Here is a 23,140-nt window from a genome sequence, read left to right as displayed (position 1 = left end):
ATATAAAGGATCATTGAGATTTACCCTGATGTCTTCACATCCCGAAGTTACACTAAGAGTTGCCGAGGCGCGGCCGCGAGACGTAGGAAGAGGCATAGTAAGGATCGACAGAAGCGCTATGAGCAAGCTTAGGGTGGATCCAGGCGACGTTGTCGAGATTGAAGGGAAAAAGGTTACAGTTGCGATAGTGTGGCCTCAAGCGCTGGAAGATGAGGGTGCTGGGATAATACGGATGGACGGCCTCATAAGGCGTAATGCTGGAGTGGCTATAGGTGACCAAGTTAAGGTTCGAAAAGCTAAGGTGGCCCCCGCGAAAAGAGTCGTGCTTGCACCTACGTTCAAAATGGGCTTTGAAATAGTGCCGGAGCTTGTGGAGTATGTGAAAAGCAAGCTTCTAGGACGTCCACTCATTCGTGGAGACGTAGTTGAAATACCTACGTTTAGCACAGCCCTGCAGTTTACCGTCGTCTCAACTTTCCCTGCGCAGGCCGTGCAGGTCACGGATGAAACAGAGGTCAGCATCAGAAGCGAGCCTGTTAGCGGGGAGCTTGCGATACCGAGAATAACTTACGAGGACATTGGTGATCTAGAGGAGGCTAAACAAAAGATCAGGGAGATGGTCGAGCTCCCGCTGCGTCACCCCGAGCTGTTTAAGCACTTGGGCATTGACCCGCCTAAGGGGGTGCTCTTCTATGGTCCTCCTGGAACTGGCAAGACCCTGCTCGCGAAAGCCGTTGCCAATGAGACCGGAGCCTACTTCATCTCCATTAATGGCCCCGAGATTATGAGCAAGTTCTACGGTGAGAGCGAGCAGAGGCTCAGGGAGATCTTCGAGGAGGCGTCTAGAAACGCCCCGGCTATAATCTTCATCGATGAGATCGACGCCATCGCCCCGAAAAGGGAGGAGGTGACAGGCGAGGTCGAGAAGAGAGTTGTAGCACAGCTCCTAGCACTAATGGACGGGCTAAAAGAGAGAGGACAGGTCATCGTCATAGCAGCCACAAATCGGCCAGACGACATAGACCCTGCTCTCAGGCGGCCGGGAAGGTTTGATAGGGAAATAGCGTTCCCGGTTCCGGATAAGCGGGCTAGGAGGGAGATCCTCCAAGTGCATACGAGAAACATGCCGCTCTCAGAAGACGTGAACCTCGACGAGCTGGCCGAAATTACGCACGGCTTTACTGGGGCGGATCTCGCCGCTCTCTGCCGCGAGGCCGCAATGCGCGCCCTCAGGAGAGTGTTACCGAAAATAAACATCGAGAGTGAGAAGATTCCAGCCGAAATTCTTAGCGAACTGAAAGTAACCAAGCAAGACTTCATGGATGCCCTTAAGGAGGTCCAGCCAAGCGCTCTGAGAGAAGTGTACATTGAAGTACCTGAGGTTAACTGGGATGACATCGGCGGTCTTGAGGATGTTAAGCAGCAGTTGCGGGAGGCCGTAGAGTGGCCGCTGAAGCACCCCGAGTACTTCAGAGAGATGGGCATTGACCCGCCTAAGGGCATACTGCTCTATGGTCCTCCTGGAACTGGCAAGACCCTGCTCGCGAAAGCCGTGGCAACCGAGAGCGAGGCAAACTTCATTGGCGTGAAAGGGCCGGAGGTACTTAGTAAGTGGGTTGGGGAAAGCGAGAGAGCAATCAGAGAGATCTTCAGAAAAGCCAGGCAAGCAGCGCCCTGCGTGGTGTTCTTTGATGAGATAGACTCTATAGTCCCGAGAAGGGGCCAGAGGTACGATTCCGGCGTCACAGATAGGATTGTGAACCAGCTTCTCACGGAGATGGATGGTCTTGAGCGTCTTGAGGGTGTTGTGGTGATTGCGGCCACTAACAGGCCTGACATCATCGACCCTGCTCTGCTCAGGCCTGGGAGGTTCGACAGGCTGGTCTACGTCCCGCCGCCCGACGAGAAGGCCAGGCTCGAGATCTTCAAAGTGCACACGAGGAGAATGCCCCTAGCCGAGGACGTAGACCTCGCAGAGCTCGCAAAGAGGACAGAAGGCTACACGGGGGCAGACATCGCCGCTGTTTGTAGGGAGGCTGCTATTACTGCGCTCCGCGAGGCCGGGAAGCCCACGAAGGTGACGATGAACCACTTTTTAAGGGCTCTTGAGACCGTTAAGCCCAGCGTGACCAGAGAAGACCTCGAGAGATACAAGAGGATCGCGGAGGAGTTTAGGAGAATGCTGAGCTAGAATATTCAGCCGAGAGTTCTCAATTCATCATATCGTATTTGGTACTCCTCATCATCAGTAAAATAGAACCCGAAAAGCTCTAAAAGCGTAGTGGCTGATGAGCCTGACGCGGCACCACGAGACTTCAGCCTCAATCTCTCTAGTTTTTTCACGATCCACGGGAAGCTTGATAGGGCCTTAGTAGATTGTGAAGGAAACGGGGGAGAGTTATAAAGCGCACTGCTATGCTAATGAGAGATGAGACGTGGGACAGACTTTTAAGTAGTTTTGCTGTTCATGATCCTGCGAGGCGATTGTGGCTAAAGCTTACTACTTCGCCGGTCTGCCACTTAGAGCACGTAGGGGCCTAAGTAGCGATGATGTTGTACTCTACAAGTTACTGGAGTCAAATACCGAAAAACTAGATGATATCGCTATCTTTTTCCTCCCAACAGTATCATCAGATATCAGAGTTGAAGAGGACTCGAGAGCTAGGATTTGGGTGCATCAGTTTAATTCTTGGAACGACTATATGATCATGACGAGGCCCCTTGCTTTCTCGCTGGAAGAAGCTGAAAGGTTAGCTCAAACCTTAAAGTTGCGCAGTGACGCTAAGGTTGTAGCATCGTTTGCCTCCTCGCGCCTCTCATCACTCAGGGCGCTTGCTGAGCGCTTTGCCGATAAGGTTGACGGCTTTGAAATAGACCTTGGACTGACGTACATCTTATCTGGAGGCCGCAGGGGATTTGAATCGTATGTTATCGATATGTTAGAGGAGTTCGTCTCGGAGTCGGCACGACCTGTCATTGTCAAACTGAGCCCAGCTGCCCCTCCGACGCAGGAGTTTTTGCGGCATCTGAAGACAATAGGTGTCGGGGCCGTGATTTTCTCACCGCATGTGGTTTACTCGTTAGGGAATGAGTTTTTTAGAGTGCACTCGACCTACCTCTCGAAGGTTTATGCACTTATATGGGCGAAGCTCGCCACTACCAGCGATGTCCCCTCTGCTTATATAAGCGACATTCCAGAACATCTACTAGGGGACTTTGCGGTTGAAAGATCCTTTGACATTATCCTGTACGATACCGCATTACTGCATCGCGTCGCGAGTTTTCCGCAGGTAAAAAGGCTCGGCGACGAGTTTCTAGTTAGATGGAGCAGTATACATGAGAGAATGAGACCAGCCTTCAACCTGCGGGAGGAACCACCGTGCGTTGACGTCTGTCCATTTAGAGCATTTACCCGTGAGGGTGAAGCAACAGGCATCACGGGAGACTTTCTCGTGGCATCAGAAAAATGTGACAGGTGTGGTTTATGCCTCTCCTGCTGTAAAAGCGCGAGACTTGTAGCTTTTATCAGTCCGGAGGAGTAAACGTTACGTCGCTTAAAGTCAGGTAAAAGTATCTCATCGCGTCGTCCAGGCTATTCACGCCAAGGAACGCCTTAGAGAATATTCTCGCTACCTCTTTTAGCTCAGACGTCGCTTGGGGCATTGTTATCTTCAGATCTTCTAGAGTGGCGTGCCAACTCTTAGCCTGCAATACCTTTGATACTAAGCAGAGCTTCTGCAAACGAGTAAGCTCCGGGGGATCAATGCACTTGAAGTAATGTTTAGCCAGCCTGTTCATCACGTCCATGCAGTTCTCGATAGTCATGTCGCTCCACGCGTACATGAGGAATCTTGCCTTCTTCAGAATCGTTAGGTCGAGTTTAGCCGGGAAGCGGGGAGTGGCTTCAAGGAGTAGGAGGGCCGTCTCTGGCTCGAGGTCGTAGTAGGGGGAGGGGAGAGAGTCGAGGAGCTTTTCTTTAAATTCGCGGGCTATGACCTCTACCACCTTCCGGGCTCTTTCGCTTAAGGGTTTAATTACGATGACTGTATACTCGCCGCTCACGGGGTTTTTCTCCGGGCTTAGGTGCACCGGTGTGTAACCATTCTTAACCCAGAATCTCAGCAGCTCCTCCGTAACACCGAATCCGGCGCCTACCCAGTCGTAGCCTTTGGTTAAGGCCTCCCTTTCTAGTTCAGCTAGGGCGAAGCTGCCGAGCCCTTTGTTCATAACCTGCGGGTGCGTGGCTATCCGGACGATTCTAACTCCTTTCAGATCTCCGAAGTCGAGGAGCTTGTAGTGTTTAATAATCCTATCAGGTATTATGTTACCCATAAGCCAGGCCCCTTTTGCGGACTCCCGCGACAGCTCAGGCCCTAGGGAACCCTCCACGGCGAGCTCCAGCGAAGTAACGACCTTCCCGGTTGACGTTTTGACCATCCGGATAAAGTGGTGAGGCGCTTCCATCATTATTCCAAGATCATTGGGGTTGTTACGGTAGTGAGCCATAACGTAGATTCCGAAGAACTCACGAAGCTCTTTCTCGTTTCTCAAGAACAGCTCTGCCTCGTCGGGAGCATGGTACGTGATTTCTCTGTTTTCGACAGCCCGCAGGTCTTCCTCGGTGAGGGTGGCTGGCTCTGCGTCCAATAACAGGGTATCAAACGTCCAAGCCTCGATGGGGTCTTGAGGCGCGTAGCGTATCGGTTCCTCCATTTCGTACTCAAGAACCTCAACATCCTCACGCGACCTCAACCGCCTCAGAAACCTTATTGAAAAGCCTCGGCCAGACCCCTCGTACCCATGAATAGTGGAGGAGAACACCAACTTATCGTATCTATCCAGTAACTTGAAAAGTAGCGGTACAGGTATCGCGGCGGCCTCGTCGACCACCAAGACATCAGCCTTGGTTTTCATGGCGTCAATTGGTGTCATGTAAACAACCTCGATGCCCTTAGACTCTATTCTGACAGTATAGTCATTAACGAAGTGAATGTTGATCGGGTGCTTGTACATTTCGAGCACTCTTCGAGCGAAGCGGAAAACTTCCTGAATGTTTGTCTCACTGGGCGCCGTCAAAACCGCCCGGCATCTCCCCTTGGCTCTGCGTAACCTGTGAACCAGCCATCCTAAACCAATTCCAACAGCCGAAGATTTTCCTCTTCCACGGTCTGCGGTCAGCACGAGAACCTTTTTCTTCTCAGACTTTTTGTAGAGCTCTTCAAACCTCTTAAGTACCTCGACCTGATCCTGCGTTAAAGCGAGCTTGTAAACCTTTACCGGTATTCTCGATTTTTCAGGGTAAGTTACTGCTCTCTGAGCATATGGCGATGTCTGTAGCCTAGCGAACTTCTTCACAAAGTACCTGGCGTCGGCATCGTATATCGCTATCCCGCCGTGCTCGTAGAGCTTGTTTAGGAATCTTCTCACGAAAAACCTTTTCAAATCATTAGCCGTATAGCCTGGGACAATTAGGTTACTTTGGAACCTCGTGACCAGCTCCATTAACTTACTAGGCGAGGGCAGAAGCAGAATGTATAAGCCTCCTCCTCCAACAACGCCCATAAGCCTGCCAAGGTCGTTCGGCTCTAGGTTATTTATGAGGTCTGCGATGCATGAGCTGTAAGTCTTGCCGAGTATGACATCAAGGTTCTGGTATGAAACGTAATCAATGTCAAGGTCCTTCGGTGCCCCCCTGGCAAAGAGGTCTCGCCTCATGGAGCCGTCGGAGTAAAAGGAATGATATGTGTAAAGGACTTCGCCTTCTCTAACGAGGTCTCGAATCTCATAGAGGAAATCTAAGGCAGCAGTGATGAGCCTCGAGTCGTCATCACTGTATATCACTAACAAGCGCCTGTGATTAGCCTTTTTAGCAATAATCAGCTCTTCTCGCACTTCGTCCAAGTGCTCTTGCGGGATCAGCGGCATAACTAAGCCCCTATTGCTCCACTATAGGTCGTAACTTAAATACCACGCACTACCTTGACTCGCTTAGCACAACCGACCCTCTGAGGCTTCCAGTCTGAGACCCTTTTCTAGGAGTAGTCATGGGCGTCCACAACGAGTTCACCGTCACGCAAGACGGCTTATGGCATCTCAACATTTTTCGCACAGTCTGTGCCCGGTAAGCAACTTTATGACCGTCACAAGTCCAATTTTCATATCACTGAGGACATTCCTTTTAAAACCTGGCTGTTGTTAGCCTCCTTATCGCCTTAGCGGTGTGCCCCTACGTAATCTGCAGTAAACCGGGAAGTTTCCGATAGGACGCGGAAGAAATCGAGGGATAAGGCCAAAATAGCATCGCTCACAAGAGGAGGATGAGGGCTAGAACCCCTGTTCGACAGGATTATTCGGTTTTATGAACTCGCGGAGGAGTGTTGTAGCGTACATTCCTTTCTTTAGCATGAAGGAGAACGTTGCGTAATCCTGGCCAACCTCTACACGCAAGTTCAGTGGCGATAGACTAGCTGGACGATATGTTCCTGCTGACGAAGCCTCTGGGATGCTCTTTATATAAAAGCTGCCAATGTCTAGACCCTCCTCTTTCAAGACCTCTCTTTCAACTTCCCCTTGTACTCCCTGCGACAGGTGAGTGTTGTAGCCGAAGACGGGAAGTAATAGGGTCGCTTTACCTTCAAGGATGAGTTTGTTGACTTTTTCGATGTTTGCGTCATTGGCGACGAGGACAGGCGTGTGACCGGAGCCCGGAGAACCCAGCGTTATTCCTACGTAGTCGCCCGGCGACGCGTAAACCCATGAAAGCCCATGCTCAATTCTCCTGCTGAGTACCTTGTTGAAGAGGTAGGCTTGATAGGCACCCACGAACAATTTTCTCACATAGCCAGATATTTTACGGATAGCCCCCACGTAGTCTCCTGGTCTTCGTGCTAGATGCGCTATCACGGCGCGCTCGCTCCTCATGCTCTTAGGGAATATTTCAAGCGTCCCTTTATAGTCGCCAGTTGATGCGAGGTACTCTCTAGCCATCTTCGCTTTAGGGGACTCGTAGGGGAAGATTCTCAGCAACAGCTCTTCTACGGCTTCTTTGAACCTTCCTTGAATAATGTACCGTCCAACTATGTGCGTTATGGGACGTATACTTCCGAACCTCTGGTATCCAAAGTAGTTGGGTACACCCCCTACCTCTGTAATCTTGTTCAGCATGGCCTCCAAGCTATCCGTCTTGCAACCTCTAACCTTCACGATGAAATGGTTCCCGAAAAGAAGCCCGGGCCTCAGGTGGAACGGCCTCTTGACAGGGCAGTGGATCTTGACGCGTTGGCTCGAACTGTTGAATGCGATTACAGCGTCGAGCGATATATCTCCCTTAATGGATACAAATTGGAAGGTCACAGCGTTAGTATCTTTCAGGCCTGCAATTCCTATGTCTGACTTTTTAACCCCGAAGTACTTACGGACCTTGTTTAAAGCCGTTATAGAGTCAACACCCTTTTTTTCAACAACGACCCATGTGTACTCTCCTGCGCCTTGCGGTATCTCTGAGCAGTTTGAAGACGCTTTTACGCCCTCAACGCTTATCTCGTAAACCACGAAGTCCTCGATTGTTTGTCTAATAGACCCTCCAATGCCGTTTCCCTCCAAGCCATAATACCTCATCTCTAAGAGAATATCGAGCTCAACGTTGGATTCAACCACCATACTTGTTCGAATGTAAAGCACGCTGGGTTATGTTTTTCTGCGCATGTATAGGGTCCTCGAAGATCTACCAAACCGGTAGTAGGGAACTTCACGGTCCACCGAGAAGTACAAGGGTGTAAGACAGCAAAACCTCCTAGCCCGGGCTGATACGAACGCTGTGCTCCTAATGGGCTTTGACTAAGTATGTGAACGAAAAATCCACATGGCATGACCTCTAAGATGAAATCCATTTACATGTATATGACAATATAGAAGGTTTTTACTAAAACGTCCTGTGGCACGTTGGACTGTTAGTAAGTTTATAGTCTTGATGAAATGAGTCTGACCGATTATTAAGTATGTTACGGGGAAGCTACGAGGAGTAAGCTTTTTCAACCTTGCTGTGGGTCTCTATGTAATGATGAACTCCGTCAAAATACATGTTGTGGAGATGCTTCTGCCCGAAAAGTCTAACATTATAATCGGTCAGACTCATTTCATCAAGAGTGTAGAAGACATAGCTGAGGCAGTTATTACAAGCGTTCCTAACGCAAAGTTCGGACTTGCCTTTAACGAGGCCAGTGGAGATAGGCTCGTGAGGTGGGATGGCAATGACAAGGAGCTCATCGACGCAGCTATAGAAAACGCGCGGCGCATAGGTGCTGGCCACATTTTCGTCTTGCTGATAAGAGACGCATGGCCTATAAACGTGCTTAACCAGCTGAAGATGGTGCAGGAAGTCGCCTCGATATTCTGTGCTACAGCAAACCCTGTTCAAGTCATAATAGCAGAGACCAGTCAAGGTAGAGGCATCTTGGGCGTCGTTGATGGTTACAACGTCATAGGGGTCGAGAGTGAGGAGGAGAAGCGCAAACGTGTTGAGTTCCTCAGGAAAATAGGGTATAAGCGTGCGTGAGCACGAAACTTGTGTGAGAGCACTTGGCGGAAGAACTGAAACAGGTTATTGTTATTAGACGAGACTTAGGGATGGGAAAGGGTAAGCTTGTTGCGCAGGGGGCGCACGCCTCACTTAGTGCGTTTCTGGAGGCCGAGAAGTCGCGTCCAGAGTGGGCGCGTCTTTGGTTAGCTACAGGTCAGAAGAAAATAGTCGTTCGAGTTGATAGCTTGGAAGAGCTTCTGCAGGTGTACAGTGAGGCGAAAAAATCAGGCCTACCGGTGGCGCTCATAACGGACATGGGTCTTACGCAGTTGGAGCCCGGAACTATTACAGCCGTTGCCATTGGGCCAGCTCCATCCTACCTTATTGACCCGATAACTAGGCGGCTCAAGCTTCTTTAGGCGTGTCTTACATGAGGAGACCACGAGATGGCCAGAATACGATTACAGGAAAAAATGTAACTAATGTAACTTAAAACATCTACCGAAAAAGTGGGTGTACGTAAGATGACGACCGCGCCCAGCACATCCATTCTTCTCGCTAGTCCGAGGCTCGCCCCTGAGGGACGAGCTTAGATAACCCCTTATTTGGAACAGGTCGCTGTGCTAGGCAACCTACGAGGAAAAGCTAAAAATAGCATTTCTATCCATAATACTGGTATCGAGTGATTAGGATGGCGGATGATACGCAAAACTGCATGTTAGAGGGATGCACACATCAAGCAGAAATAATTCTTGAGGTTGGAGGACAGGCTATCTATCTTTGCAGACCTCACTTCACACAGCTTGTGGCGAGGATGGCCAAGGCAGCCGAGCGTAGAGGGTCAATATCCGCCAAAAGTATAAAAGTGGAGAAGGTTGGCGATGGTAAAATAAAGTTGTCTATCAAAAGAGTCAGAAAAGTAGATGTCAGCGAAAAAGATTAAGTTTCCTCGAACTATTGCTCGATGCTGACTCGATAATGGCTTTCAGAGGCTGTCTCATGAGAAGTAATGAGGTCTAATTACGATAACTATATTAAACTCAGTTGCTCATCTAGAAGTCGTTTAAGCTCATCGAATACATCTTTAGAACCTATTATTCCACGTTTAAAACTGCTCTCCAGATCCTTCAACTTACTTTCGATGTCCTCCTTTGAGATGTCTGGAGGGAGACCGATTCTTCGCGTGTGAAGTATAGCCTTATATACGTTTCTCTCAAAGGTCAGCCATGTTGTTTCCAGTTCACGTATCATATTGGCTGTTTCCTCGGAAAGTGTGTCGATCTTCCTCTGCGCCTTTTCCTCGTCGATAATCCCTAGATCTGCTTTCACCCTCAGCTCCTCAATCTCCTTCAAGTTAGAGCCTATTCGGGCTTTCAGCACGGCTATTTTCTCAGACAGGAGGGGTCTGCGCCTCTCCCACTCGAGCAGGCACCTCTTCGCAGCCTCAGTGTACTCGTTCCAAGCCCTGTCGGCTTCCTCGAAAAATTGCTCCAGATTCTCGTAGCTGAACGAACTCACTGCTCCTCCACCTCTTCACGTATTTTCTCGAGCCTTTTCAGCTTAGCCTCGAGCTCCGTTTTAACGCTCTTGTAAGCCTCTTCACTTATGCTACCCTCTCTATACTTCTGCTCGAGCTTGCTCAAAGCCAACCTGAGCTTGGCTATCTCGGGTTTAACCTCCGCGGCCTTCACGCGCTTGTAATGAGGTATAACTAACCTGTCGAGCTCGTCGAGCTTTTTGCGAACCTCTTCCTTCTCAGCAGTTTTCTCGGCGATTTTCTTGTCGAGCTCAGACTTAAGCTCCTCGAACTGGCTGTCATCTAAGACACCCAGCTTGTGCTTGAGCTCAATGCGCTCCAGCTCAGATGTGTACGCTTCGAGAGAGCTATCGATCTCCAAAAGCTCTTTTTCGAGAGTATCCCGTAGCTCTTCCCAGCTCTCAATGACCTCGCGTGCCGCTTTCTCGTACTCTTCCCAGGCTCTAGATAGCTCGGAAGCACGATTAATCAGGCTTTCCAGCCTACTTGAGAGCTCCGCGTAGCGCGGCGCCCCAGCTAAGGGCTCGGCCGATACTAAAAGCTGTTGCGGTGGTGCTGTAACCGGCTCGCTAACGCTGGGAGCAGGCTTTACCTCCTCTCTCTCAGCTTTCTCTCTCTTAGTCCATTGCACGTAGTAGGGGCAGTCCCAGTACTCCATTAAGCATGGCATAAAAGCTGGATCTACCTCAGCGCCGCCCGCGTACTTACAGTAGAATTTTCCCCTTGCATCTTTGTAAAGACCTGGACACACTCCACTCGAAGCCATTCAAACTCGAATTTACACGCAATAAGGGGCGATATATTAGTATGCCCGCGCCTGGCACATTCACCCCTTCACTGATCCGGGGCCCCGTTAAGGGTTTTCATGGGCTCCGCGCCTTCGGCCTGCCCCGCCGATTCGCGCCCATTGATGTGCGGCGGGGGCTCAGCCTCGGCGCCTCCTTGCCTCTTCGCGCCGCGCGCGGCACCCGCCAGACGGCTCTCCGCCGGGGCGGGAACTAGGGCCGGGGCATTTCTCTCCGCCTGCTTTGGGAAGCTCCGCGAGCCGTGTATTAGTGCTCGTGGGTGGCTCTGGAGCCACTGGTTCAACGCCTCGAATTGCCTCTCGGCTCTGCAGGCCTTTAAAAAGAGCTTGGCGGCGTTGAAAGCTGCGGCCCAGTCCCTTCCCCAGACCAGGCCACAGCGCGTGCACTTGTAGTACCTTCTCTGAACCTCCACTCCCTCTTTCCCGCAGAGGGGGCACCGCTTCCCGCTGACATTGTTCTCCGGCTCGAACCACTTGGCGCCCTCGTACCATGCTATGTTCTCAAGCCGCTTTGTGACTCTTAGCAGCGTCCTCTGTAGCTTCGTCCCCCTCAGGGACTCGGCCTGGGGCACGTCCGCAACGATGACGACGAGGTAGCCCTGATCCCGTAGCTTTCTCACCAGGGCCCTCATCTCCCTGAGCACGCTCCTGATCCAGTCCTCGTTGACTTTCCTCACTTTCCTCGATACCTGCCTAGCTATGCGCTCAGCCTTCTCCGGGGTCATGTTCATCTTCGCCCTTAGGCGCTCAGCGAGCCTCGGCGCCTCCTCCACCGCGGAGCCCTTTCCCGCTCTCCGTAGCCTCCTCACGTCTCTCCTCTCCTCGAATCTATGGACGGCCTCACTCCAGTTGCCCAGCTCGGAGTAGCTGCTCATAATTGCTGCTAGTAGCCTCAGCACCGTCGTGTTCGGAGGCTTGAAGACTCTCTGCGCCACCAGCTTGGCTTCGCCGTTGAACGCGACGGCCACCACGTAGAGCCCATGGCTCGAGTTCACGTCCACCGCTATCACCGCGAGCTTGCCCTCACCGTCCCACCACACCTGCTTCACCTTGCGGTGAGTCACTAGCCTCAGCCTGCCCCTGCTTGTTAGTTGTAGCGTGAGCTTAACGTCGCTAAACCTCTCGACATCCTCTAGCACCGCTTTGACCAGCGATGGCCTCAGCCTTATCGCAATGTTAGCACTGGGCACGCGTAGCATGCCCCTGGAGGCGTCAAGCACCACCGCCGCTGCGGTATTGCCATGAAGTACCTCGCCGTTGCCGACCACCCTGACGAGTAGCGGTATCGGAGGCGGGGTGAACCTAGTGCGCCTCCTAGACTTCCCCCTGGCTTCAGCGAGCATCTTGCACCACTCCCCCGCGTAGCAGAGCAACCTCTTAGGCAGCCCAGCCAGCTTCGAAGCCTCCTCGATTAACTCCTCCCTGAACCTCTCCGGCTCCCTCCTGAAGGTCTCGCCGTGCTTTCTCTCGAGCTCTTCGCTGGCCCGCTCTGCGGCAAGGGCGATGGCGGAGTAGAGCCTCCGGAGCCGAAGCCTCAGCTCCCTGCTAGCCTTGACTTCCCAGACCCTGTAGGCTTCGAAGAGCTTCTCGCCGCTTCTCTTGCCCCTATTTCCTTCACCCATACTACCACCCCCTTTACTGGGGGACCGGGCGTGAGCCGCGGCCCCCATCCGCCCCCACGCCCAGAGGCGTGAGGTGCGGGGGAGCCGCAGCACAGCCCAGCCCCCAGGGGTGCTGCACGGCGCAGTGTCTCACACCCTGTGAGCTAGCGGTGGCTGAGCTCAGCGCGAAGTAGTAGCGAGCCTCGAAGCAGCCTGCAGAGCTCCATGCTTGATTGTCAACGCCTCCTGCAGTGCACTCTCACAGCCTGTGACCCGCTACCCCGGCCCACGTGCCGCGCGCGGCCCCAGGCGCGTGGGCGGCTTCGCGGCCCTCCCGCCGAGCCCGCCCAGGCCCGGCGGCGCCAACGCCTCGCTTGCGGCCCGTCCACCCCCGAGGGCGGGGGGCCGGCTGCCAGGGGGCGGCGGGGTAGGGCAGCCCGAGAGCAGAGCCCCCCGCCCTAGCCCGCCCCAGGCCGCGTGGGCGTGGAAGCGGGCCTCGGGCAGCCGGCTTGCGGGCGGGCACTACCGGCCCAGGGCCAGGCTGCGTGGGCGTGGCCCCGCAGACCGGCACTTTCACGCCTCAGCGGCCGCGCTGGGAGCCCTCGCGGGGATCCCTAAAGGCGCGGCGCCTCACCGGCGTAGCCCGCCACCCCCCTCGCGGGGGGCCCGGCCCCCCACCCAGCCCAGTCCCACCACACTCACGGATGAGCGTGGAATGGTGGGCTGGGCGGGTAAAAAAGGGGTGTTTTAAGGGGCTTTCTCTCGGGCCACCGCAGGCCCCAGCCGCCTTTCCCCCCTGAGCGCTAGTGCGCTGGAGGTAGTACGGCCTAGGTGCCCGGGGCCAGCCTTTGCAGGCAAGCCGCTTAACCCCCTCCCGCCCACTTTCTTTTCCCCGAGAGTGCAGGCGCCGCACCGGGGCGCCAGTTTTCTCGGGGAAGCACCGTGTAGCCCGCGCCGCTAAAGCCGGCTCACAGCTCGCCGGCCTAACGCGTGCGGCAGCGGGCCTCATTCTTCCCTGCACAGAGGGGGTTAATATTCATTCCGATGATTACCCTGAAAGTATAACATCGTTGCGCTTTGTCGAAGGCTGGCTGCCTCTTCAAGACTTACGGCTACGTGCGCAGGGCGAGGATATGCAGCCACGTAGCGACGGTCATGCTCCACAGGAGGCAGCTGAGGCTCCGCGCCGAATAAACCTCATGGCGGCATCGCTGCACACCACATCCTCCGGGCTGTAGCCGAGCAACGCGAGGAGGCCGCAGGCACGCTCCGTCAAGTAGACGTAGCGCACGTTGCCCACTACTGCCTCTTTGATGAGGCCCGCTGAGCGGAGCCTCTCCAGCGCGCCGGCGATGTACCTCGAGTTCCTCGTGCCGAGCGCCCTCCTGAGCGGTTTGGGCTCCCGCAGGCGCCACAGGGTTTTTGTGAGGCCTGTCAGCTCGAGCCACCTGGCGGCGCTCTCCCACACCTCGGCGCTGGCCTCGACCACCACCGCTGGGCGCGAGAGGGGGTTATAAGCGAGCCGCAAGCTTGGTTTATCGCAAAACATTAGGTAACCTACAATAACCCCAGCATAGTCAAGTGATCCGCAATGAGCGGAGAGGGAAACACGTGTAGGTACTTTCGGCAAACTGCACGGGGACTTCGCTGTGTTTTTATTGGTGTGGCTGAGTGGAGAGCCTTGGGCGAGAAGTACCTGAGCTACTGTAAGTCTGGAGGGTCGGGTTGCCCTGTGCTAGCCTCGGTAAGCAAGAAGCTGGCACTAGGAAACAACTTTAAAAAGGGTGCGTCCAGTGCCTTGTTTAAGGAAGATTGACTACGTTTTCGCCCTCGGTGTGCTTTTGCTGGTAACTGGTCTAGTTGCGAGGCTTTACACGTGGCTGGGACCGAGATTAGAAGCGCCCTCACTGCTCCTGGTCTTCCCGATCATGTACATTCTTCACGCCGTGGCTGAGAGGCGCGGCATAGACGGTGGCGTTGCTTTGCTGGCCTCTTCCTTGGTTGCAGTGCTGGCATCTCCATACGTGCTTCTATCGGCTAAAATGCTCGAGGAAGACATCAGAAGTGGTCAGATCGCGTCCCCGTTCCTAAACGATTTCATGGCTAGGGGTGAAGGTTTAACAGTTCCTTATGTTTTGACCTTCGCAGTCTTTTTGGCGGCTATGTTGCTCGGAAGCATTCTGGTGAGAAACCTGCTAGGGAGTGTTCAGCTTGAGTCGCCTTCAAACCCGATGTTCATGTTAAGCGAGAAGCCGGGTATTCAACGTTGGTCAGCGATAGGCGTACTCGCGGGGGTTTTGGTTGCTACGCTCATCCCCAGTGAGCCTCACATGTTCGTAACAGCACCACTGAGTGTTTTAATCATGCTTAGTTCAATATCTATTCAAGCCTCTTTGATGTTCTATATTTCCCTTGAGTATTTCCTCGGTGTTCCTTTGGGGATGGTTGGAGCCCTTATGGCTTTACTTCTCTATTCGTTGGCTGTGAACTCGGGAAAAAAGGAGAGCGAGGCGAGCGCAACTCTACTTATGACTTCATCCTTTCTCTTAATAATGACGCTGGCATTCTTCATAGTGTTCGGAACGGGCTTCCCGATCTACATAGCCTCTTTCCTGTTATACGTTCTTTTGGCCTCTGCCTTTGTCGTGCAGGTGGAAGGGAGAAGCTTTATTTTAAGTCCTTTTATAGTATCCTATGTAGTTCTACTCGTCTCGTATTCTCTCCCAGAGCAACTTAGGCAGTTAAGCCTACCTGTTGCCCCCTTCATTATAGCCGCCATTCCAGGGATTCTCGCGGGCCTTTACTTAAACATGGTCAAACCTCGCTATGAAAGCGATGAGTGCACGTATACTCCGGTAGCTGCCGTAGCTCTACTCTCGCAGCCTCTCGCTTTCGCGCTTCTCCAGGCTGAAGCTAGCTCAATACAGCTCCCCCAGCAACCCCTTCAGAGTACTCAGGCAAGTCTACTGTTACCAGCTCTCGCCCTCCTCGTAACGCTAGTACAGCAGCGTTTTTCAAAGTCCTTGTTCAACAGAGGCTCCTGGTTGTTCATCCCGGCATCATTCACTGTATTGCACCCCGCTGGTATAGCTTTGGCCTCAGCATTGTACCTGCTGCTGAGCATTGATGATGTGGTTTTGTTAGTGATCTTCTCCGGGGTTGCCTTAGCTCTGAAGATAACAGCTTTTCTCAAGGGTGTGTCGTTGCAGGGGTTTAAAATAATGTTCACCATAGGTATGGGCATTGGCCTAGCCATCCGCGTTATCTTCTAACCACCGACAATCTGAACGATATCGCCGTCCTCTAGCACAAACTCTCTCCCCACGCGTCTAGGGCTAAATGAGAATCTGTTGCTCCAAACTAATGCGTATTTGAAATTCTCGTGGAGTTGCGAGTGTATGAGTCTAGCGAGTTCTATAACCCTTGTTCCCCTTTTTGTAACCACAGGCCTTTCCTCAACTTCGCCAGACTTAGGGTTTCGCGTATAAACCCTGATTAAGTCGAGCTCCCTGAAAAAGTACTCAGCGACTTTGCCGAACTCGAAATCATCACATGAGGTAAAACTTAGCACGGGTACGGATAGGGATTGAAGGTAATGCTCTACCTTTTTATCGAGGCTTGAGGACTTCATAAGAACAATAACACACGGTTTGTAGGAAACCTCTCCGAATACGCTCTCCTCGATGTCATCGAGTGTAGCTTTGCCTTGGATCTTCACCACTGCGTGGTAGATACCGTAGTCCCTCAGAAGCGCAACAACATCCTGGAGAGTGGCATCCTTTAGCTCGCCTACGACGACGATTCCACCGGTCGCCTTTCTCTCGATCTCCACCTTGGTCTCGGGCCTCCTCACGACAATGCGGGCCTCCTCTAACGCGCTGAGAAGCGTTGAGACCTGGTACTCCGCATCGCCGAGGGAGTCGACCACGAGTATAAGGGCGTCAGCGTTCCTCGCTAGCGCCAACAGCTTGGCCTGAGCTGACACATCTCCGAGGAATGGCGGCGTATCGACGATCTGGAAGTAGACTCCCTCCCAGACTCTCATTCCAGGGAGGGGTTTCCGGGCCTCTGTGACCTCTAAACCCGTTAAGCACCGAAAAAGCGTAGTTTTGCCAGAAGCAGGAAGTCCGAGTAAAACGACCTGTATGTCCCCCTCCTTCTCTACGAAGAACTGCTCCCCGCCTCCAGTCTTTCTCCTTTTTTTAGCCTCGATCTCCCGCCTTAAAGCGGCTATTTGCCGTGTCACCTGCATCCTAAGCTTCTCGGTGCCTTTGTGTTTCGGCACTGCTGATAGGAACTCCTGCAGCGCTTGGAGCTTCTCCTCGGGCGTTCTGGCCTCGACTGCTTTCTTCCACTTACTCTTGGCCTCAGCGGGGAGGTTTGTCGGCATTGCTCCTCCTTTTCTGCCCCCTGCTGGCCCCCCTTAAGGTTGTCGTCATCCTTGGTCGGTCTCGGGGTTGCCCCACGGGGGCGCCGCATCGCCCTCTTCGGGCCTGCCCCTAGCGGGGCCTCCGGGGAGGAGCAGCCGGCGGCCGCCACGCCTCAGCGGCAGCGGCGGCCAACCGCGGGCCGGGGCCTCTAGACGCCCTGTAATCACTGGCTGCTCTGTAGGCGGTAGTGCCTCGCCAGCTTCCCTGCCAATTCTTCGACCTCGGCTTTGTCGATGAACAGCCTTAATGCATGAAGCGCTGGAACGCTGTCCCTCTCGAACTCCATGTTACACTCCATGCACCTCATCACCCTCGTCCTCCCTCTCCTTTCGACCCCCTCCAGCTTGCCTCCGCAGAGGGGGCAGCGCTTCGAGGGCAGCGTCCTCTCGATCACTGGAATGCCGTGGAAGCCGAGCACGTTTTCCAGCCTCTTTGCGAAGCTCCTCAGTGTTCGCTGCAAGCCGTTGCTCCGCAGAGACTCGTCGAATGGGACGTCCACGAAGACTATAGCTTTTCTACCCTTAAGCTCCCCCGCTGCCTTTGCGACCGCGCTCAGCAATGCGGCCCTGCGGCGCCTGTAAGCCTTCCTCAGCGCGCACCTCGCAGTGGCCCACGCGCCCGGCTTCCTGGACTTCGCGGCCTTCTGCTGGAGCTCCTTGATTCTCCCCCAGTTAACCTCCGGCACCTTGAAGCGCCGGATTGTGAAGCTCCCGTTTCTGAGGTCGTAGGCGAGGAAGTAGAAGCCGTGGCTGCTGTTTATATCTACGACCGCGATCGCTTCCAGGTTTTCGAGCAACTCCTCCACGCTCAAGCTGTGGGAGCAGTGGAGCACGACGCTCACCTGCCCGTCTACCTTGACGGCGACGTACCTCGTCAGCTTGCCACCGCTGTCTCGGCAGGCATCCTCCTGACTCTGAAGCCATTTAATACCGCGCTCGGGCAGCGGGATGCTGAAGCTCCTCCTGCAGAGCCTGACGACCAGCACGTCACCCTGCAGGTTCGCCCCTGTGCGCTTCAGCATCCACGATAGTAGTGGGAACCTTACGTAGCTCTTCCTCTTCGGCATCCTCGGCGCCACAATGTCATCAAAGGCGTCCCTGTAAGCCCACGGCACAGCCTTCCACGCAACTTCGAGCTCCTCGCTGTCCAAGCCAAGCAGCCTCTGCCAGTAGCGCATCGAGGCCCTCGGCTGATAAACTCGTTCGATGAAGTCCTTGAGCTCCGCTGGTAGCTCCGCCCTGAACTTGAGCACTCTGTATCCCTCGACCGCTAATTTGCCGTTACGGGGGTCAGCCATGCCACTCCCCCCATCCGCCCCCACCCCCGGAGAGGCGGGGTGCGGGGGAGGAGCAGCACGGCCAACCCCGATGTGGCTCGATGATAGCGTGCAACGCTACATGCTTCAGCGCTGCCGCGCACATTCCAAGCGCCCTCAGCCGCGCAAGCCGCAGCACACAGCCTGTGACCCGGCCCAACCCCTCCCCAGACACCCCGAGGCACCAGGGGCCAGCAGGCGGCCCAAGGTGGGGGGTTCGTTGCTGAGAGCGGCCCCCGCGCCACACCCCACAGCCCCGCGCACCCCCAACGCGGAGCCAGGGCGTGGCGCCGCCAACGCTTCGCTAGCGGCCCGTCCACCCCCAGGGGCAGGGGGCCGGCTGCCAGGGGGCGGCGGGGTAGGGCAGCCCGAGAGCAAGAGCCCCCCGCCCTAGCCCGCCCCAGGCCGCGCGGGCGTGGAAGCGGGCCTCGGGCAGCCGGCTTGCGGGCGGGCACTACCGGCCCAGAGCCGGGCCACGTGGGCGCGGCCCCGCGTGCCGGCACTTTCACGCCTCCGCTGCCGCGCTGGGAGCCCTCGTGGGGATCCCTCGGGGCGCGGCGCCTCACCGGCGTAGCCTGCCACCCCCCTCGCGGGGGGCCCGGCCCCCCACCCAGCCCAGTCCCACCACGTCCCAGAGGAGCGTGAGAGGGTGGGCTGGGCAGGAGAAAAAATACTTTTTAAGGGGCTCGCTCTCGGGCTGTCCAGGCCCCGGCCGCCACTCCCCCCTCAACACTAGCACGCTGAAAGCAGTGGAGAGGTGCCCGGGGCTCGCTAACATACTACGCGTTGCTTTACCCCCTCCCGCCCACTTTCTTTTCCCCGAGAGTGCAGGCGCCCACAGCTCTCCTTTTACGGGCGCCAGTTTTCTCGGGGAAGCACCGTGTTGGCCGCGGCGCCGGGCCCGCTCACCGGCTCGCGGGCCTACTTGGCTCTCCGATGCCTAGAATAATTGTAGAAAAAGTTGTATTTATAGTTTTTTCAGGCTTCTGCTCTGGGATCGCAAGGCCTCGGGGCTGCTTCCTCCAGCTTCCCGTGCTTCAGCTCGTTCCTCCCCGCCACGGCTGTCTCAGAGTGTGCTAAGCCTCACCGCGCGCCGCCCGGGCGCCTCGTGCGCTACGCTACGCCGGCCACGAGTAGGGCCCTAAACAGCCCTAGCAACCCGCATGAACGGGTTCGTGGCCTTTGAGGGGGGGTTGCTGGTGTAGAGCCGGGCTGCAGTGGGAGGCAAGGCCAGTAGCGCAGCCCAGACCGGTCTCCGCATTCCCCGTGAGTGGCTGTAGAGCAATTATCATTTTAGCTCAGGAGAACAAGGTTGAAAGGCGCTTCAGGCTCTGCGACAACCGCTTCGCGGAGCTGTTGTTGGCGTCGCCGATGTCGACGAGCAAGACCCTCCAGCCGGCCAGCGAGGCGAGGACAGTTGACGCCACGGCCAGTGTTGTCTTGCCTGTCCCGCCTCTGCCGAAGCTGTAAAACCCTAGGCTTATCATCGCAGTAAATAATTTATCCATGCTAATATGCTTTATACTGGTGGAGGCATGGGGATAGTGGAGACTCCAATGCCCGAGGAGCGGAGGTGGTACAGAGACCCGGTGAACTGGCTCACCATCGCCGTCCTAGTCGGCTTCACCGTAGCCGTGGTCACCTCGCCCACCTTCCAGTCCTGGCTCCACAGCCTCTGGGGCGCGCAGCCTCAGCAACCACAGCAGCAGCCAGCCCAGCAACCACAGCAGCAGCCCGCTGCACAGCAGCAGCTCCAGCAGGCCAGGCTCTGCTCGGTGCTGATCGAGGCCGACGCCCCGAACGCTACAGCCCTAGTAAACGGCACGCTGCACGCGCTGCCCGCCAGGCTGACCGTTAGGGAGGGATCTCTGCTCGTAATAGAGCCCCAGCCAACAGTGACGCACGAGCCCCTGAACTCGAGCGTCACCGTCAAGGTCACCGGCAACGCGACGGTGGTTTTGAGGTACAGGAGGGCCTACGCGCTCGTCAGGACCGTTGTCTCGGGCCCGGGGCAGCTGATCGTCAACGGCACCCCGGTTGGTAACGCTACGCTGAGGGTGAGGCCGGGGACGTTGCTGGAGGTGCTGGCAGTCCCGGATTTGGAGAAGGAGGCGGAGCTCTACGTGAACGGCTCCAAGCTGAGCCTTTGCGCAACGTGCTCCCCCAACCCCCTCGTTCCGATTGAGATCAGGGGTGACACCGAGCTTGTGGCTGTTTTCGGCCCGAAGCGCATCGTCCTGCACGTAGACACTGGCAACATGTCAGTTCTCCTCAAGGCGAGGTACTGGGAGCAGTGGGTGAACGGCACCGCCACTATAGGGCTCTTCGCCGGTGACCGCGTGAACGTGACGACGTTCTGCGTGCCCTTCGAAGACGCGCTTAGGTGCGTGGTGAGCTGGGCTGTCTCGCAGTACACGCCGCTCGGCCTGCTGAACTCCTCCGCGCCCCCGAACGCCACAATAAGCCTCCACGGGGACGCGTGGATGAGGGCTGTCGTCTCCAAGGTCAAGAGCGGCGTCCCCAGCCCGGTCAGGGGAGGAGTGCTGATGAACGGCTCGGAGGTTCCCGCCACGATGATGCCCACCACAGCCTGGCAGAGCATCAGGCCCTGGACGGCGAGGTACGAGTACTTGGGTAACGGCGTCTGGAGGATCGACAGCTCTGGAAGCAACGAGATAGTCCTTGATATAGGCGCCAACTGGTCGAAGCTCAAGGTGGAGCTCTTCGTCGAGGACATCTACCCCGGGAGACCTTTCGCCGAGTTCAATGTTCTGACTGAGCCCTACAAGGGCTTCTTTTGCAACTACTGCGACATGTCGCCCTTGCTTCCTGGGGACAAGTATGTGGTGGTCTTCGACAGGAGTGGTAAGGTTCTCCAGTATGACTTCACCAAGTGGTGTGCTGGAACTACTAAGTATAGTGTCAGCGATCCCGTGCTGGAAGTTCCCGGGAGGCTCGTCATTTGGGTGAAGAGCATCAGGCTTAGGCTTCGCGTGGAGGTGAGTCCTTGAGGTGACCCGCGCGGGTCTTGTTTTGCTAGCGCTTGTCCTCGCCGTCGCTTTGATCGCAATAGTTGCATACGCTAATCCGGACTACGTGGAGCTTCCCCTTTGCGTGAACCCGAGCGGACAGGTCTACGGTCCCGCCGCCAAGTTCTCTATTTCTAAGGGGAAGAACCTTAAAGCTGATCCAGGTGAGACGAAGTCATATGATTGGCTTGACCAGACCGGTCAGAAAAGCTGGAGCGAGACGGGGGTGTGGAACCCGAACCTGTGGCACAAGGTATTCAGGCACGCTTGGTCCACGCTGGTCAGGCAGAGCTCTTCGCAGGGGGCTTACGTCGAGATAACTTCAGTCTCCTTTCACGCGGAGTACGACTATTCCTACGTTAACCCCTCGCCCAGCTACACGCCCCCGGTTTGGGACTACTCCAACTCGGCGAGCAACGTCAGGCTGGACTACCCCTCCGACGACGGGTGGACCTTCTTCAACGCCTTCGGACCCGACGACAGCCAGCCTTTCGTGAAGGCGGACGGCGCGAGCGGGAGCTTCACGCCGAAGCTCACCTCGGACAGCGCGATGCACGTGGTCGCTAAGGTCTACGGAGGTAGCAGTGGAGCCACGTACAGCATTGGCTTCGTGATACAACTGGAGCTCCACTGCTACAACGAGACGAGCGGGGGAGGTGGCTCACCGTCGCCTTCACCTTCACCATCTCCCTCCCCGTCACCGTCTCCTTCACCTCCACCGCCGCCGACCTACACTTTGACCGTCACGGCTATGATCGTGAACTTCACTTTGCCTCAGGGCGCGACCGTGAGCGGTAGTCTTCAGGTCTATGGGAGTCCCGTCTCGGGTGCTTTGACGTTCTCCGGCACCTCTCTGGAGGCGTCGAAGAGCGCTAGGGCTGATGCGGGGACGAGCTACTCTGAGAGGGTGCCGCGGAACCTGACGTTGACCGTGACTTCGTCGGGCACTACTACGACCATGGTCTTCAACTTCGCCTACTGGCAGACGCCTTCGGGCAAAGTGTACAGCACAACGGTCACCGGCACCCTCAGCTCGAACGTTCAGCTAACGGCCGTCTACGCCGCGACGCCGAGGAGCCTGGGGGCGTGGACTGCGTGGCCGGGCGAGTCTCTGCCGTTCTGGCTGGCGCCTGGCGTGAACTGCATTGCGGTGAACCGCTCGCAGCAGAGCCCGGCGCTGAGCTTCATGGTGGTTCGCGGGAACGCGAGCAGGCCCAGCGGCATAGACCTCGCCTACTGGCAGAGCGACGTGCTGTGCGCGCTCAGCCGTAAAGAGGTGGTACCGAGCGCGGAGTGGGTGGAGCTGGCGCTGGGAGACCCCCTGATTATCAACGGGAGCTACGCGAACTGGACACTCGCGGGCTTCAGCCTCTCAGACCCGAGGAGCGTGGCCAGGCGAGCGGAGGCCTGCGCCGCGCTGCTCAACGGGACCTGCCTCATCCAGGACGAGTACGGAGTTAGGGTGGTGGCGGGTGGTTGACGACGCGGTGGCCGCGCTGGCCATACTGATAGCGCTAACGGTGGCGCTTGGCTACGCCGCAGGCGCGCTTAAAGCGAGGGGCTACGCGGAGCAGGTGTCAACGCTGATGCGGGACGTCTGCAGCCTGAGGCCGGGGCAGACCATAACGCGGGCCTACAGCTTCGAGAAGCCCGTCTACGTCGGGGAGGGCTACGTGAAGCTGGCTGAGCCGGTTTGGGTTGCGGAGGCCTTCAAGTGCCCCTACCTGAGGCAGGTCAACTCGACGCTGCTCGTAGGCAACGTGACGGGCAACGCCGTGCTCGGGGGCGTCGTCAGGGTGAAGCTGTGGAGCAACGGGACGCGTTTGCTCATCCTCAGAGGTTAGGACGGCGTATGCGGCGGGGCCACTCGATGAACATTACAATGCGAGGCTCACGTGTTTTTCA

General features: G+C 55.9%; 18 protein-coding genes. 9 read left to right on the top strand and 9 right to left on the bottom strand.

Annotated features, from left to right (window positions below; translation table 11 throughout):
* Nucleotides 1-28: 28 nt before the first annotated feature.
* Nucleotides 29-2,191: a CDC48 family AAA ATPase gene (locus ACNO7C_RS01880; protein WP_460025325.1), complete on the top strand. Its 2,163-nt coding sequence runs from the start codon at nucleotides 29-31 to the stop codon at nucleotides 2,189-2,191.
* Nucleotides 2,192-2,486: 295 nt separating this feature from the next.
* Nucleotides 2,487-3,542 (top strand): hypothetical protein, encoded by a 1,056-nt coding sequence (locus ACNO7C_RS01875; RefSeq protein ID WP_460025324.1) that lies wholly within the window; start codon nucleotides 2,487-2,489, stop codon nucleotides 3,540-3,542.
* Here ACNO7C_RS01875 and ACNO7C_RS01870 read toward each other — a convergent pair.
* Nucleotides 3,526-5,925: a tRNA(Met) cytidine acetyltransferase TmcA gene (locus tag ACNO7C_RS01870; RefSeq protein WP_460025323.1), complete on the bottom strand. Its 2,400-nt coding sequence runs from the start codon at nucleotides 5,923-5,925 to the stop codon at nucleotides 3,526-3,528. The genes ACNO7C_RS01875 and ACNO7C_RS01870 overlap by 17 nt on opposite strands.
* A 399-nt stretch (nucleotides 5,926-6,324) precedes the next feature.
* Nucleotides 6,325-7,659, bottom strand: coding sequence for a tRNA pseudouridine(13) synthase TruD (gene truD / locus ACNO7C_RS01865; RefSeq protein WP_460025322.1), 1,335 nt, complete (start codon nucleotides 7,657-7,659; stop codon nucleotides 6,325-6,327).
* A gap of 397 nt (nucleotides 7,660-8,056) precedes the next feature.
* Here truD and ACNO7C_RS01860 point away from each other — a divergent pair, with 397 nt between their 5' ends.
* From ACNO7C_RS01860 to ACNO7C_RS01850, 3 genes are all read left to right on the top strand, one after another.
* Nucleotides 8,057-8,554 carry an adenosine-specific kinase gene (locus ACNO7C_RS01860; RefSeq protein ID WP_460025321.1) on the top strand — a complete coding sequence of 166 codons (498 nt, stop codon included), beginning with the start codon at nucleotides 8,057-8,059 and terminating at the stop codon, nucleotides 8,552-8,554.
* Nucleotides 8,555-8,589: 35 nt separating this feature from the next.
* The gene (gene pth2 / locus ACNO7C_RS01855) at nucleotides 8,590-8,937 is read left to right on the top strand and encodes a peptidyl-tRNA hydrolase Pth2 (RefSeq protein WP_460025885.1); all 348 of its coding nucleotides are present in this window, start codon (nucleotides 8,590-8,592) and stop codon (nucleotides 8,935-8,937) included.
* 272 nt (nucleotides 8,938-9,209) lie between these two features.
* A complete protein-coding gene (locus ACNO7C_RS01850; RefSeq protein WP_460025320.1) occupies nucleotides 9,210-9,461 on the top strand; it encodes a hypothetical protein in 252 nt (83 codons plus the stop codon).
* Between the two features lie 86 nt (nucleotides 9,462-9,547).
* On the opposite strand, the gene ACNO7C_RS01845 is transcribed toward ACNO7C_RS01850, so the two are convergent.
* From ACNO7C_RS01845 to ACNO7C_RS01830, 4 genes are all read right to left on the bottom strand, one after another.
* Nucleotides 9,548-10,036 carry a hypothetical protein gene (locus ACNO7C_RS01845; protein ID WP_460025319.1) on the bottom strand — a complete coding sequence of 163 codons (489 nt, stop codon included), beginning with the start codon at nucleotides 10,034-10,036 and terminating at the stop codon, nucleotides 9,548-9,550.
* Nucleotides 10,033-10,713 (bottom strand): hypothetical protein, encoded by a 681-nt coding sequence (locus ACNO7C_RS01840; RefSeq protein WP_460025318.1) that lies wholly within the window; start codon nucleotides 10,711-10,713, stop codon nucleotides 10,033-10,035. The genes ACNO7C_RS01845 and ACNO7C_RS01840 overlap by 4 nt, the downstream gene beginning before the upstream one ends.
* 176 nt (nucleotides 10,714-10,889) lie before the next feature.
* Nucleotides 10,890-12,482 carry a zinc ribbon domain-containing protein gene (locus ACNO7C_RS01835; RefSeq protein WP_460025317.1) on the bottom strand — a complete coding sequence of 531 codons (1,593 nt, stop codon included), beginning with the start codon at nucleotides 12,480-12,482 and terminating at the stop codon, nucleotides 10,890-10,892.
* Between the two features lie 1,132 nt (nucleotides 12,483-13,614).
* Nucleotides 13,615-13,950 (bottom strand): hypothetical protein, encoded by a 336-nt coding sequence (locus tag ACNO7C_RS01830; protein ID WP_460025316.1) that lies wholly within the window; start codon nucleotides 13,948-13,950, stop codon nucleotides 13,615-13,617.
* A gap of 304 nt (nucleotides 13,951-14,254) precedes the next feature.
* On the opposite strand from ACNO7C_RS01830, the gene ACNO7C_RS01825 reads away from it, so the two are divergent.
* On the top strand, nucleotides 14,255-15,733 hold the full coding sequence (locus ACNO7C_RS01825; RefSeq protein WP_460025315.1) for a hypothetical protein: 1,479 nt from the start codon (nucleotides 14,255-14,257) through the stop codon (nucleotides 15,731-15,733).
* On the opposite strand, the gene ACNO7C_RS01820 is transcribed toward ACNO7C_RS01825, so the two are convergent.
* From ACNO7C_RS01820 to ACNO7C_RS01810, 3 genes are all read right to left on the bottom strand, one after another.
* Nucleotides 15,730-16,851, bottom strand: a complete 1,122-nt coding sequence (locus tag ACNO7C_RS01820; RefSeq protein ID WP_460025314.1) for a TGS domain-containing protein — start codon at nucleotides 16,849-16,851, stop codon at nucleotides 15,730-15,732. The two genes, ACNO7C_RS01825 and ACNO7C_RS01820, sit on opposite strands and share 4 nt — an antisense overlap.
* Nucleotides 16,852-17,054: 203 nt before the next feature.
* Nucleotides 17,055-18,188 (bottom strand): transposase family protein, encoded by a 1,134-nt coding sequence (locus tag ACNO7C_RS01815; protein WP_460025313.1) that lies wholly within the window; start codon nucleotides 18,186-18,188, stop codon nucleotides 17,055-17,057.
* A gap of 1,316 nt (nucleotides 18,189-19,504) precedes the next feature.
* Nucleotides 19,505-19,693, bottom strand: coding sequence for a nucleotide-binding protein (locus ACNO7C_RS01810; protein ID WP_460025312.1), 189 nt, complete (start codon nucleotides 19,691-19,693; stop codon nucleotides 19,505-19,507).
* Nucleotides 19,694-19,741: 48 nt separating this feature from the next.
* Here ACNO7C_RS01810 and ACNO7C_RS01805 point away from each other — a divergent pair, with 48 nt between their 5' ends.
* Genes ACNO7C_RS01805 through ACNO7C_RS01795 form a run of 3 tightly spaced genes read left to right on the top strand, consistent with a single transcriptional unit; the run spans nucleotide 19,742 to nucleotide 23,079 of the window.
* Nucleotides 19,742-21,217 (top strand): hypothetical protein, encoded by a 1,476-nt coding sequence (locus tag ACNO7C_RS01805; protein ID WP_460025311.1) that lies wholly within the window; start codon nucleotides 19,742-19,744, stop codon nucleotides 21,215-21,217.
* A 1-nt stretch (nucleotide 21,218) separates the two neighbouring features.
* A complete protein-coding gene (locus ACNO7C_RS01800) occupies nucleotides 21,219-22,715 on the top strand; it encodes a hypothetical protein (RefSeq protein WP_460025310.1) in 1,497 nt (498 codons plus the stop codon).
* Nucleotides 22,708-23,079, top strand: coding sequence for a hypothetical protein (locus ACNO7C_RS01795; RefSeq protein ID WP_460025309.1), 372 nt, complete (start codon nucleotides 22,708-22,710; stop codon nucleotides 23,077-23,079). The genes ACNO7C_RS01800 and ACNO7C_RS01795 overlap by 8 nt, the downstream gene beginning before the upstream one ends.
* Nucleotides 23,080-23,140 lie beyond the last annotated feature (61 nt).

It is taken from the genome of Infirmifilum tikiterense (assembly GCF_054696565.1).
This window is presented reverse-complemented; position numbering and strand designations above follow the sequence as displayed.